At 68.2% G+C, this 13,190-nt stretch carries 10 protein-coding genes and 2 pseudogenes; 10 read left to right on the forward strand and 2 right to left on the reverse strand.

What is annotated here, in order from left to right; all coding sequences use genetic code 11:
* Positions 1–318 precede the first annotated feature (318 nt).
* The 6 genes from DI272_RS30680 to DI272_RS30705 all read left to right on the forward strand — a co-directional run bounded on the left by DI272_RS30680 (position 319) and on the right by DI272_RS30705 (position 4,477).
* Positions 319–1,614, forward strand: coding sequence for a hypothetical protein (locus DI272_RS30680; RefSeq protein WP_109498437.1), 1,296 nt, complete (start codon positions 319–321; stop codon positions 1,612–1,614).
* A complete protein-coding gene (locus tag DI272_RS30685) occupies positions 1,607–2,626 on the forward strand; it encodes a DUF389 domain-containing protein (protein ID WP_109498438.1) in 1,020 nt (339 codons plus the stop codon). The genes DI272_RS30680 and DI272_RS30685 overlap by 8 nt, the downstream gene beginning before the upstream one ends.
* Before the next feature lie 304 nt (positions 2,627–2,930).
* Positions 2,931–3,110 carry a DUF6480 family protein gene (locus DI272_RS30695; protein ID WP_109498440.1) on the forward strand — a complete coding sequence of 60 codons (180 nt, stop codon included), beginning with the start codon at positions 2,931–2,933 and terminating at the stop codon, positions 3,108–3,110.
* 4 nt (positions 3,111–3,114) lie between these two features.
* Positions 3,115–3,276, forward strand: a complete 162-nt coding sequence (locus DI272_RS44680) for a hypothetical protein (RefSeq protein ID WP_181387366.1) — start codon at positions 3,115–3,117, stop codon at positions 3,274–3,276.
* A 116-nt stretch (positions 3,277–3,392) separates the two neighbouring features.
* A complete protein-coding gene (locus DI272_RS30700; protein ID WP_258314731.1) occupies positions 3,393–3,749 on the forward strand; it encodes a PadR family transcriptional regulator in 357 nt (118 codons plus the stop codon).
* A complete protein-coding gene (locus DI272_RS30705; RefSeq protein ID WP_109498442.1) occupies positions 3,746–4,477 on the forward strand; it encodes a DUF1700 domain-containing protein in 732 nt (243 codons plus the stop codon). The genes DI272_RS30700 and DI272_RS30705 overlap by 4 nt, the downstream gene beginning before the upstream one ends.
* A gap of 221 nt (positions 4,478–4,698) precedes the next feature.
* Here DI272_RS30705 and DI272_RS30710 read toward each other — a convergent pair whose 3' ends face one another.
* A complete protein-coding gene (locus DI272_RS30710) occupies positions 4,699–5,376 on the reverse strand; it encodes a GntR family transcriptional regulator (protein ID WP_109498443.1) in 678 nt (225 codons plus the stop codon).
* Positions 5,377–5,521: 145 nt separating this feature from the next.
* Here DI272_RS30710 and DI272_RS45615 point away from each other — a divergent pair, with 145 nt between their 5' ends.
* The 4 genes and pseudogenes from DI272_RS45615 to DI272_RS45620 form a co-directional block, all read left to right on the forward strand.
* Positions 5,522–8,563 (forward strand): AMP-binding protein, encoded by a 3,042-nt coding sequence (locus DI272_RS45615; RefSeq protein ID WP_181387367.1) that lies wholly within the window; start codon positions 5,522–5,524, stop codon positions 8,561–8,563.
* Between the two features lie 117 nt (positions 8,564–8,680).
* Positions 8,681–9,133 carry a malonate transporter subunit MadL gene (gene madL / locus DI272_RS30720; protein WP_258314732.1) on the forward strand — a complete coding sequence of 151 codons (453 nt, stop codon included), beginning with the start codon at positions 8,681–8,683 and terminating at the stop codon, positions 9,131–9,133.
* Between the two features lies 1 nt (position 9,134).
* A complete protein-coding gene (madM, locus tag DI272_RS30725) occupies positions 9,135–9,899 on the forward strand; it encodes a malonate transporter subunit MadM (protein ID WP_109498445.1) in 765 nt (254 codons plus the stop codon).
* Between the two features lie 1,461 nt (positions 9,900–11,360).
* Positions 11,361–11,843, forward strand: a pseudogene (locus DI272_RS45620) (NACHT domain-containing protein); the annotation flags it as partial.
* A 1,119-nt stretch (positions 11,844–12,962) separates the two neighbouring features.
* Here DI272_RS45620 and DI272_RS45625 read toward each other — a convergent pair.
* Positions 12,963–13,190, reverse strand: a pseudogene (locus tag DI272_RS45625) (hypothetical protein); the annotation flags it as partial.

Raw genomic sequence — 13,190 nt, forward strand, 5'->3', positions numbered from 1 at the left:
TCACCGGGCACGGCGGCACTGTCCGAGGGGGCGGCCAGGCTTCGAAGGAGACGAAGGCGGACGAACCGGGGGCCGGGAAGGAGACACGGCTCTGCGCTGCCGCGTCGAGCAGCCGGAGGGGCCGAGGCGGCGACGAGCCAGGCGGAGGAGCGCGGGTGCGGCCGGTGCGGCGGGTGCGGCGCTGGGGTCGTAGCACGCATTTCACAGAAGCGCATCGTGCGCCGAGGGAGTGTGGCAAATGGCGTATCTCTGCTCGCGTACCGGCTTCAGTGGAGGTGCGCTGGCCTCCAGAGAGGGCGGTTCGACGAGGAGGCGCGGGTGGCGGTCGACAATGCAGAGCAGGTCGAACTCGAGGCACTCCGTGCCCGGGTGGCGGTTCTGGAGGCCGGGCAGTCGCACCCGCCGCGGCACCGCATCCGGTCGTTCCTCGCCGCGCTCCTCGTCGTCATCGGCTGCATCCTCGCCCCGCTGTCCGTCGTCGCCGCCTGGGTGGCCGACGAGGTCGGGGACACCGACCGTTACGTGGACACGGTCGCCCCTCTCGCGTCGAACCCCGACATCCAGAGCGCGGCGGCCAACCGGGTCACCGACGCGTTGATGACCCGGATCGACCTGTCCACCCTGCTGGCCGACGCGGCCCCCGGCGACCGGCCCCGGCTGGAGAAGGCCCTCGGCGGCAGGCTCGGCGACTCGCTGGAAGGGGCCGTGCGCAGCTTCGTGCACGACAAGGCTCAGGCGGTCTTCGCCTCGGACGCGTTCACGACGATCTGGACCGAGGCCAACCGCCGCGCACACAGCACGGTCGACAAGGCCCTCACCGGCAGTGGCGGTGGAGCCGTGGAGGTGAAGGACGACACCGTGACCCTCGACCTCGGCCCCGCGGTCGACCGGGTCAAACAGCGCCTCGTCGACGCCGGCTTGACCGCCGTCGGCCGGATTCCCGAGATCCACACGGACTTCACGCTCCTCAGGTCCGAGCAGGTCGGCAAGGCCAAGACCTACCTGCGGCTGCTCCAACTCGCCGGCAACTGGCTGCCCGTCCTCGCCGTCGTCCTCATCGCCGCGGGCATCCTCCTCGCCGGACGGCGACGCCGGACCCTGGTCGCGGGCTGCCTCGGCGCCGCCTTCGCCGTCGGTCTGCTCGGCATCGGCCTGCGCGTCTTCCGCGTGATCTACCTCGACCGTCTTCCGGCCGACGTCTCCCAGGACGCGGCGGGCGCGATCTACGACACGATGACGCACCAGCTGCAGACCATGGTGCGGATGGTCGTAGCCCTCGGCGTCGTCATCGCCCTGGCTGCCTGGCTGACCGGTCCGGGCCGACGGGCCGCACTGGTGACGCGGCTGTGGGCGTCCGGCATCGGCGCGGTACGCGGCACGGCGGACCAAGCGGGACTGCGTACCGGCCCCGTCGGTCCTTTCGTACGCCGCCACCGCACCTGGATCACCTGGCTGCTGGTGGCCGCGGCCCTGCTGACGTACCTGCTGTGGGACTACCCCACGGGATGGGTCGTGGTCGGTATCGCTCTGTGTCTGCTGTTCGTGCTGGCGGTGGTGCAGTTCCTGGCGGTGGAGCCGTCCGGTGAGGACGGGCAGGCCCTGGCACATGGCTGAGGTCGACGCGGTCGCCGCCCGGCGCATGACGGACACCCTGTTCATCGAACAGGGTGTGCGCAGCCCGAGTTCCACGCGCTTTTGGGGCCTGCTGGTGCTGGCGGCCGTCATCGCGAGCGCCGGTGTGGTCGGCGATTCCACGGCGACGGTCATCGGCGCGATGATCGTCGCCCCGCTGATGACACCCATCCTGGGCAGCGCCCTGGCGCTCGTGCTGGCCGACCGCCACCAGGTCGTGCGCTGTGTGCTGCTGGTGCTCGGCGGGGCGCTGGCCGTGGTGGCGATCGGCATGCTGCTCGGCTGGATCGCCGCCCCGCCCGACGGCTTCGCCTCCAACAGCCAGGTCTCCTCGCGGATCAGCCCCCGCCTCATCGACCTGCTCGCCGCGTTGGCCACCGGCACGGTCGGCGCGTTCGCCCTGGTCCGGGCCGACATCTCCGACACCCTCCCCGGTGTCGCGATCGCCATCTCCCTGGTGCCGCCACTGGCCGTCACCGGGCTGCTGATCACGGTGCACCGCTACCACGACGCCGGGCAGTCGGCGCTGCTGTTCGCCACCAACGTGGCCGCGATCGTGGCCACCGGGACCGTGGTCTTCCTCTGCTACGGCGTCCGGGCGGGCGCCGAACGGGCGGGTCTGCGTGTCGGACGGTTCCACGGCAGGACGCTGGTCGCGGTGCTCTGCGTGGTCGTACTGGTCGCGGTACCGCTCACGATCGGCACCGTCAGCGTGGCCCGGGACCGGGCCCTGGCCGCCGACGCCCGCCCGGTCGCCGAGCGCTGGGCCGCCGGCGGCAAGTGGCAGATCGCCTCCGTCGAGGCCCGCAACGGCATCGTCGTCGTAGGCGTTCTCGGCCTTCCGCCCCAACCGGCGCCGACCGCGCTGCGCGCCGCGCTGGACGCGGGCGGCATGCGGGACGCCGACCTGGAACTGCATCTGGTCGGCGGACGCACCCATTGGTGTCCGGCGGAGACGGACACCTGCACCGTGCGGGAGAGCGGTCGCAGCTGAGCCGCACTTCTCGGTATCGCTGAGCGGTGCCGGTTCTCGCCACTCGCCACTCGCCGCTCGCCTCTCGCCTCTCGCCTCTCACGACCGTGTCGAGCAGGTCGCCGTCGCTGCTGCGGGAGACGGCCCCAGCCATCGCGAAGGGCGCGCCCCTCGCCTTGGCCTACGTTGCGGCATCCGCCCTGACCTTGAACACACTGTCGGCGTTCTGACTCCGGACTGCATCCGTTCGCGGGGCTCGACGGAAGACCAGAGAGGAGATATGCGGCAATTACGTGTTTCAGCTCTCCTCTGAGGAGGCCAGACCATGACGCAACCGCTCGTCCCGCCGAACGAGACGCCGCCCGTGGAGGGATCGATCGCCGAGGCCCATCAGGAACGGGCCGACGGAGGCATCTGGGAACACCCGGGGATCTGGCTCGGGCTGATCATGGTCGGCTGCCTGCTCATCGCCGGATTCTTCGTGGCCCGCATCGCGGGTCTGTGAGGTCGTGAGCCGTCCCCTCCGCAGGCACGCTTTCCCGACCTCACTGGCGAAGGTGAAGCTGCGCCTGGACCTGCTGGAGAAGGGCCCGGGGGAGCGGGACGAGCAGTTCGCCGCGCTCCTGGCGAGCGTGCGCCGCATGCTGGGCGGCCTCTCGCCCGCACGGTGATGTCTACTGACCGGCAGGCGTGGTGCGAGATGCCGGATCAGTCGGTGGGCTGAGCAGAACAACTGCTGATCAGGCACGTATTGCAATGCATGCTACATACATCTACTGTGCATTGCATGGAACCTGGCAAAACAATGAGCCAGCTCCGCAAGGGGGTCCTTGAGTACTGCGTGCTGTCTCTGTTGCGTGACGGCCCGCGATACGGCACGGAGCTTCTGAGCGCACTCGCCGACACGGGCGCGCTGGCGACGAGCCAGGGCACGGTGTACCCGCTGCTGACCCGGTTGCGACGCGAAGAACTGGTGACGACCGACTGGAGCGAGTCGCCCAACGGCCCACCCCGGCGCTACTACGCGCTGACGGGCAAGGGCCGTACGGCACTCGCGGACTTCGCCCTCGTATGGGCGGAGTTCACCCAGGCGGTCGATCACCTCATCACCCCCACCCAGCATGCCGACCGGAGAGCACAGTGAAGACCACCGCCACCCACCCCGACATACGCCGCTATCTGGCCGCCGTCGACCGCGCCGCTTCCTCGGTGCCTGCCGGCCCCCGCAAGGAGCTGTTGGCCGACCTCTCCGAGCACATCGACGTCGCCTTGGCGGAACGGCCGGGCGAACTCGACCAGATCCTCGCCGAACTCGGCGACCCTCGGGACATTGCCGCCACCGCGATACGCGAGAACGCCGAGTACAGCCACCCCGGCCGGCGGCGCGGCAATCCCCGCACGGTTCTGGCACTGCTGGCGGCGAGTTCGGTGCTGGGCCTGCTCGGCGCCGCGGCACCCCATGCCGAAGCGCTGAACTTCCCCATCCTCGTGGTCACCGCCCTCGGGTTCGCCACCCTGGCGATGTCGGCTTGGTGGACCACCTCACGCAAGTGGATCAGCGTCGCGTGGTTCATCCTCCCGAACGTGTTCCTGCGTGCCGTCGATCAGGCATTCGGGCTGAGCCACTCCGCTGAGGCGACCCTGTCCTTCTTCGCGGTGGCCCTCCGTGCCGGCGTCCTGGTGTGGCTGTGGCGTCACCGTGTCGCCCCCGAAGGGCCCGGCCGCATCGACTTCCGCCTTCCCCGCTGGGCACGGATTCTGCTGTGGAGTCTGCTGGCCGCCTTCATCCTGTTCGAAGTGTTCATGTGGGTCTCGGCCTTCGCCGTCACGGACGACCTGTCCACAGTGAAAAAAGGCTCCTTCACCCCCTGACCGCACACGTCGTCACCACGATCACCTCGGCCGTAGAAGTACCGAGCCGCGCCCAGACCGACCAGAAGGCGCCGCAAAGGACCGTGGTGTCTGTTGGGCGTCGCTTGGCGCTCGAAAAGTCTTCTTACGACGAGCCTCCCGACGTGGAGAGCGCCGGTGGCCATGCCGACTCCGAAGGTGCGCTCAGCGGCAGCCGCGCAGTTGCTCAATGTCGTCGAGGGTCATTTGCTGCTGGTCGCCGGCTCGGTCACCTGCTTCCAGGTACGCACCATGTGGCTGAACTCCTTGACCTGCACGAGGACATGGTCACGGGCGGCGTTCTCCGCGGTTTCTGCGTCGCCGACCGCGATGGCGTCGGCGATGACGCGATGCTCGGTGAGGGAGCGCCGCATGCGGTCCGGCACACGCAACTGCAGCCGCCGGTACGGCTGCAGGACACGCTTGAGCGCATGGGCCTGTTGCCGCAGGTATTCATTGCCGCAGGAGTCGTAGACGATGCCGTGGAACGAGGCGTTGGCGTAGTAGTAGCTGTCGGCGTCGTCGGCCGCCGCGTGCTTCTCGCATTCCCGCAGGGCGCGTTCGAGTTCCTCGAGTGACTCCCGCTCGATCCGGCGTGCGGAGAGCCGGGCCGCCATCCCCTCCAGCTCGGCCATGACTTCGAACCGCTCCGCGAGCTCGGGGATGCTCAACTCGGTGACGTACGTGCCGCGCTTGGGGCGGATCTGCACCAGTCCGGAGCGTTCCAGGGCCTGCAGGGCCTCCCGGATCGGTGTGCGGGAGCAGCCGAATTCCTCTTCCAGCTGCGCCGGATCCAGCCGTTCGCCGGGGCGGTAGCGGCCGTCTATGACGGCGTTCTCCAGTGCGTCCCGCACACGCTGTGATTCCGGTACTCGGACCATGGACACCTCCCAGCACACATTATCCGACCTGCTCAGAGGGTGGTGCATGCCACAGAGGCAGTGTTATATACATCAGGCGCAGTCATGGATATGCACGCCATGGAGAAGCCAAGCGCCGGAACCACAGGTGCGGGGAAGGAGCACGATGGAACGCCAAGACGGCCACGGCGTGCCACGGACCGAGATGTTGCGGCCGCTCGGTCAAGGACAGGCCGGCCTCGCCGCGGCTGACGATCCGCATGGCCGCCCTCTCGACGAGCTGCTCGCCGCCTGCGAAGCCCTCACGAGCGACATGGGCGAAGCCTCGACACGTGCGGTCGCGGCCCGGGCACTGGCTGCCTACGAGGCGATCGACGACACCGGCAGACTCGCCTTCTTCGTCCACATCACCCGGCACTACGACGTCGACGTCGAGCAGGTCCGCGCCGCCTTCCACCGCTGGGACGCCGCCCGAGCCTCAGGATCCGGGGGCGGAGCGGAACTGGTCCGGCTCTTCGACGTGGTCGAGCCGCAGCGTCAGCAGCTGCTCCGGCGGATGAACCACGCGCCCGGCGCCACCCTCGCTCTCGTCGCCATGCGCTCCGACCTGCGCCGCCTGACGGCCCGCAACCCCGAACTCCGTTTCCTCGAACACGACTTCCACCACCTGCTCACCTCCTGGTTCAACCGCGGTTTCCTCCGCATGCGGGAGATCACCTGGGACTCACCGCACGAACTGCACGACCATCTGGTGCGCTACGAGCAGGTCCACCCGATGGCGCACGGGGCCGAGCTGCGCCGTCGCCTGGAGCCCGAGGACCGCCGGGTCTACGCCTTCTTCCACCCGGCCACCGGGGACGTACCGCTGATCTTCGTGGAGGTCGCCCTTACGCACGGTGCGCCGGACCGCATAGCCCCGCTGCTGGAGCCGGGCCCGGCAATCAGCCCTTCCCAGGCCGACACGGCGGCGCTCTACTCCATCAACAACGCCCTGGACGGCCTGGCCGGTGTCTCCTTCGGCAGCTTCCTGATCAAGCAGGTCATCGAGCAGGTCGAGGAGCAGCTCCCGCACCTGCAACAGTTCGTCACGCTCTCGCCCATCCCCGGCTTCAGACGCTGGCTCGCCGAGCGGAGCGGGCAGGAAGCTGATCTGCGGGAGCTCTCCGCGGAGTTGGAGGCAGTGCGGCCACCGACGGAGCTCGGCGCGGAGGCTGTCGAGCGGATCCGTCACCGCCTGTTCCCGGCGCTGGCCCGGTACATCGCCGTCGAGCGGCGCGACGACGGACGCCCGCTCGATCCGGTCGCCCGCTTCCACCTGGGCAACGGCGCCTCCGCCTGGCGGCTGAACTGGCCGGCGAACGACTCACCGGAGGCCTGGCGGCAGTCCTACGGCGCAATGATCAACTATCGGTATGAGCCGGGCGAACTGGTACGGCAGCACGAGGAATTCGTCCGCGACCGCACCGTGGCGCTCGGCGCACCGCTGCGGGCCCTCCTCCAGCGGGCCCCGGAAGCGTCCCGCACGCCGGACTCGGCCACCACGTCGGAGGACAAGACAGCCACCCGGTCGGAACAGCCCGCCTCGGAACAGCCCGCCGCGGAGGAGCTCCCCTCGGAACAGACCCCCTCTGAAGAGACCGCCTTGGAAGAGGAGAGAGGAACACCCCCGATGGCGCCCTACAAGACCATCTACCGCTCCTTCATCGAACAGACGGAGCTGCGGCCGGAGAAGACGCTCTTCGAGTTGCCCGACGGGCGCACCCTCACCTACCGCGACACCGCCGAGACCGTCCGCCGCATCGCCGCCCGCCTCCTCGCCCGCGGTGTCACCCCAGGTGACCGGGTCGCCATGCAGGTGGAGAAGTCCCCGGAGGCCGTCGCCCTCTATCTGGCGACGCTGCGGATCGGCGGCGTGTTCCTGCCGCTGAACACCGCCTACACCGGCGCGGAGATGGACTACTTCATCGGCGACGCCGCGCCGCGTGTCCTCGTCTGCGCGCCGGACCGCCGGTCCGACCACGCACACCGCGAGCAGCAGGGCCTCGTCGTCGAAACGCTCGGCACCACCGGCGACGGCACCCTCCTCGAAGGAGACGGCGACGACGGGGGAGCCCTGCCCCAGAAGGTCTTCGGCGCCACGGCAGACGACCCGGCGGCGATTCTCTACACGTCCGGCACCACCGGACGCTCCAAGGGCGCGGTCCTCTCCCACGGCAACCTCGCCACCAACTGCCGTGCGCTGCTGGAAGCCTGGCAGTTCACCGCCGAGGACCGCCTGATCCACGCGCTGCCGATCTTCCACATCCACGGGCTGTTCGTAGCAGCGAACATGACCCTCACGGCGGGCGCCTCCATGTACTACCTGCCGAAGTTCGACGCCGAGACGATCGTCGACCTCCTGCCCCGGGCCACGGTGCTCATGGGCGTGCCCACCTTCTACACCCGCCTGCTGAAGAACGACCGACTCACTCCCGAGACCTGCGCCTCCATGCGGCTGTTCGTCTCAGGCTCGGCCCCACTTCTCGCGAGCGACCACACGGCGTTCGAGGCCCGCACCGGGCACGCCATCCTGGAGCGCTACGGGATGACCGAGACCGGCATGAACACCACCAACCCCTATGCAGGCGGGCCGCGCAAGCCCGGTACCGTCGGCAAACCCCTGCCCGGCACCGAGATCCGGGTCGTCGACGGCGAGACCGGCAGGCCGCTGCCAGACGGCGAGGTCGGCAGCATCGAGGTCCGCGGCCCGAACGTTTTCACCGGCTACTGGCAGCTGCCCGAGAAGACCGCCGCGGAGTTCCGCGAGGACGGCTTCTTCATCACCGGCGATCTGGGCCGTATAGACGAGGACGGCTATCTGCGCATCGTCGGCCGCGGCAAGGACCTGGTGATCTCCGGCGGGTACAACATCTACCCCAAGGAGATCGAGGAGTTGCTGGATGCCCATCCCACGGTGCTGGAGTCCGCCGTGATCGGCGTCCCGCACCCCGACTTCGGCGAGACGGTCGTAGCCGTGGTCGTACCCGCTCCGGACCACCGTCCCGAGGAGCCGGAGCTGCTGGCATACGTTGCCGAGGACCTCGCCCGGTTCAAGCACCCCCGAGCGGTGCGCGTCGTGGACGCCCTGCCCCGCAACGTCATGGGGAAGGTGCAGAAGGCCGAACTACGGCGGCGTTACGCCGACTTGTTCGCCGCCGCGGACGCCTGATCCACCGCCCGTCCGGGGACAGAGGCACAGTCCGCTCGCGCCTCTGCCCCCCACCCCAGCAGAACCCTCTACGCCACAGCCTCCCCATGCCTGATATGTCCCCTCAATGTCCCCCCAATGTCTCTCAATGTGGAGAAGACGATGGTCATCTATGGAGTTGCGGCGCTCGCGGCTTGCGCGCTCGCGGGCACACTCGTCGGTGAACTACTGGGCGCCGCCGTCGGTGTCGACGCCAATGTCGGCGGAGTCGGTTTCGCCATGATCATGCTGGTGCTGGTCACGCACCAGCTCCGCCGGAAGGGCAAGTTCCCCGAGGCCTCCGAGCAGGGCGTGCTCTTCTGGAGCGCGATGTACATACCGATCGTCATCGCCATGGCCTCCACGCAGAACGTGGTCAAGGCCGTCAGCGGTGGCCCGATGGCGATCCTGGCCGGCCTCGGCGCCTTGACCGCGGGGTTCGCCCTGGTCCCCGTACTGGCGCGGATCGGAGAGGCGGGCGAGCCACTGGAACCACTGGAACCACTGGAACCACTGGGGGAACACGCTGTCAACGAAAAGCAGGAGGCCTGAGATGGACCGCGTGACCGCCGTCTTCGAAGACAACGGCCTCTTGGTGGCCTTGGCTCTGATCGGGGCACTGATGCTGGTGGCCGGATGGCTGTCCAGCACGCTCACCCGGGGCCGGTTGCAAGGGTCCGCCATCGCCATCCTCCTCGGCCTGGTCCTGGCCTACTGGGGCGGCAGAGTGACGGACGGCGAGCACGGCCTCGCCGACTTCGCAGCCCTCTCCGGACTGAGCCTGATGGGCGGTGCGATGCTGCGGGACTTCGCGATCGTCTCCACCGCCTTCGGCGTCGACCTGAAGGTGATCAAGCGCGCCGGGGTGTCCGGCGGGCTGTCGATCCTGCTGGGTGTGCTCGTCTCGTTCGTGATGGGCGCCGTCATCGCCGCACTGTTCGGCTACTCCGACGCCAAGTCACTGGCGACGATCGGCGCGGGCGCGGCCACGTACATCGTCGGGCCGGTGACCGGTACGGCGGTGGGCGCGAGTTCGGACGTGATCGCACTGTCGGTGGCGGCCGGACTGGTCAAGTCCGTGGTCGTGATGGTGGCAACTCCGCTCGTCGCCCCCCTGATCGGCCTGAACAACCCGAAGTCCGCCATGGCCTTCGGAGGTCTGCTGGGCACGACGTCCGGTGTGGCGGGCGGCCTCGCGGCCACCGACAAACGCCTGGTCCCCTACGGGGCCATGACCGCCACCTTCTACACAGGGGTCGGCTGCTTGCTCGGCCCGTCGCTGCTGTACGTGGCGTTGAGGGCGATCGTCGGTGGATGAGAGCGGCTGCACGTCGGGGCGGGCGGGATCATGCCGCCTGCCCCGAGGCCGTGATCAACACACGGAGCCCGGCACTGGACCGGCGGCAGCAAGTCGGCAGCCCCGGCACCTCCTTGAGCAACGTCCTGCGGGAGCAGCACTGCCAGTCCCAAAGGCATCGGCGTGAGCCCAACGTCCGCTCGTCCAGGGCGTGTCGGCCACCGGTCCCTGCTGCCGGAGAGGATGACGACAACGCAGAGCACCACAAGGTGCGTGCCTGGGTAGAGCATGCAATCGTCTGGTTGAAAACCCCACGTCTTTCCATGCGACGCCCACATGCACATCCTGGCTTTCGCATCATGACCAGGAGACCGCGATCACAGGCCCTGAACTGCCTGAACGCAGCCTTGTGTAAAACGCTTTACTGCGGGACGTGTGCGCCGAGCGAGGACGAATCGATGATCACGCTCGGTGTGAATGACCTCGACGTCATTCTGGTCCGAGTGTCGGCTGTGGCTGGTGGTCGGCAACCATGCCTGCAGCGGCCGGAACGCCCGTTGATATGGGCAGCCGCTCGGGTGTGGTGAAGGTCCTTCGATACGGCAGCGTGCCGCTTACGGGACAGATCTTCGACAAGCCCGTTACTCCGTAAGCAACAGGCTCCTCGCAAACTGTCAGTTACGTGCAAGGACCCGCCTATGTCGTAGTGGTCTGCATGATGGGCGGGGTGAATACTCGACGACTGATAGTTTTCATGAGCTGCGCCGCTGTGGCCGGTCTGGGGCTGTTGCTCGTGGGACTGCGCTGGAGCCAGGCCAACCGCGTCGCGACGGTGGTGTCTTGTCTGGCAGCCGTTGCCGCAGTGGGCGTGGGAATCTGGGCCGCCCTCCCGGTGCGGCGCACGCATGCCGATCCGAACTCCGGAGAACCAGGAGCCCCGACACGAGGTATCGCGATCCGAGTGTCCGAGACGGGAACAGCGACCGCCGGAGACGGAGGGCGGGCCAACACTGGCATCCGCGCGCCGAAAAACATCAACCATCAAAGCGGCGAGATGACAGCGGAGCGGACTGGTGATGCGAACGCGTCGCGAGACTCGGATGCCAACACCGGAATCCGTCTGGACTGAGGGCGGCGACCATGGAAATTTTCCAGCGCCGTGCTGAGGTACGGGGCAGCGGTCCGGCTATTGCCGGGGATCGCTCATTCGCCAACAGCGGCGTGGTATTCGGTGGGGTGCACCTGGACCCGGCGTCGGCCGACTCCAGGGCACGCCAAAGACTGGTGGACCTGGTGTCCCGTCAGTGGGAACGGGAGGCGGTCGACTGCCTGCAGCTCGCCCACCCGGACGCGATCGCGGTGCGCTGGCGCACTGTGCGCGATCGCAGGCTGATGGACTCCGAGCAGAACCTCACGGCCTCGTCGCTGGAGCTCAGATTCGACGGCCTGAGGATTGAGCCCCTGCTGGCCGAGTTCCGCACAATGAGGCGCCGCAGATTGGTGATCATCGGAGGTCCGGGCTCCGGGAAGACCACGCTGGCCGTACAACTGGTCCGGCAGTTGCTCAAGAACCGCTCCGAAGACAGCCCCGGCGAACCGATTCCTGTCCTGTTCTCAGTGGCCGGCTGGGACACGACAGTGTTCGAGAGGCTCAACGATTGGGTCGCCCACCGACTGACCCGCGACTGCCCGGCGCTGGCGCCCAAGGACAAGTTGCAGTCGATCTGCCGCAACCTCGTCGAGCAACGGCATGTGTTACCGGTGTTAGATGGTCTTGACGAGCTTTCTCCGCCCGCCCGCACAGCCGTCGTGGAAGCACTCAGCAGATCCTGTGCGGAGGATGCCCAGCTGATCCTCACGTGTCGCACAGCCGAGTACAGGCAGGCTGTCCAAAAGCCGGGAAAGGCTTTCACCTCGGCGCTGGTCATCGAGCCGAACAGCGTTTCCCCCACCGCCGCAGCGGACTATCTGGACCGCTGTCTGCATGTCGAGCGGGAATCTTCCTGGGACCGTGTGCTGGAGGCTCTGCGTACCACCCGCCCGCTCGACGGGCCCATCGCGGTGCTCGCGGAGGTTGCTGCATCCCCACTCGGGCTCTGGCTCGTCCGAACCGCCTATGAACGCTCCGATCCGGCGGAACTTCTTGAGGCGGACCGCTTCCAGGATGCCGACTGTCTTCGCACCCATCTCTTCGATGCGCTGATCCCTGCGGTCGTCCAGAATCGCCGACCCAGAGACGATTCCTTCGAGCGTGCTGTGCCGCGCCGCCGCCACGATCCCGCCGACATCAAACGCTGGCTGAGCTACCTGGCATCCGTCACCCCGGAGAGCTCCGATCTCCCGTGGTGGAGGCTCGCGCGCGGTGCCAAGGCCATCACCCCCGCTTTCTGCCTGTGCTTCGGAATGATCACCGCTCTGGTCTCCGGCCTGTCGCTTGCGAGCGCTTACTGGATCTTCTACCCGTCCGGGAGCTCTTTGGGTTCCGTGGTGTTCGGTGTGGCCACAGGCGGCGCGGGAGCGATGGCGGCACACAGGTGGGCGGACAGCGCTCCCGGTTATGCGCGCCCGCCGCTACGCGGGGGGTTCCGGGAGTTGGGCCGAGCGGTACTGGACCACATCATGCACGGGCTCGTGGTCGGAGTCCCGGTCGGCTCCCTCCTCTACCTCGTGGGCGCCCGACCTCATTACATGATCGTCGGCATCATCCTCACAGTTGTCCTACTCAACGGCGTCACCTCCGGCTTCACGGACTGGATCGAAGGCCCCTCGCCTGACGATGGGCCAGTGACCCCACTCGACCACTTCCAGGCCGACCGGCGGCTTGAGGCGCTGCGGACATCGGTCTTCGGCCTGGCATACGGGCTCGCACTCGCTGTGGGGTTCAGCCTGCTCCGAGGTATCGCGGTCGGCCTTGCAACGGGCATTATCGGCGGCCTGTCCATCGCATTCACCACAGCTACGCTCCAGGGCCGCCATCACGCTTGGTTGGCCTTCTCGGCTGCCGCATACCGGCTGTCCCGGCAAGGCCACCTACCACGCCCGCTGATGCCCTTCCTCGATGACGCACACCGCCTAGGGCGTGTTTTAGAACTCGCTGACCTGCTTGGTGGGCCGTCCGGGGAAGTCGCGGGCGGCCATCCAGATGGTGAGGTCGCGGGCGATGTCGTTGACGCTTGTGGCCGTGGTGACCTCGTGCTCGTTGCGGGAGGTGTCACGGCGGACGATCTCGTAACCGCCTTCATCGACGACGGCCACGGAGGCGAACCAGACAGGATCGTCCTCGTCCGGCTGGACGACCACGAACGTGTTGTC

The sequence above is a fragment of the Streptomyces sp. Act143 genome (genome assembly GCF_003143935.1).
Taxonomy (GTDB): domain Bacteria; phylum Actinomycetota; class Actinomycetes; order Streptomycetales; family Streptomycetaceae; genus Streptomyces.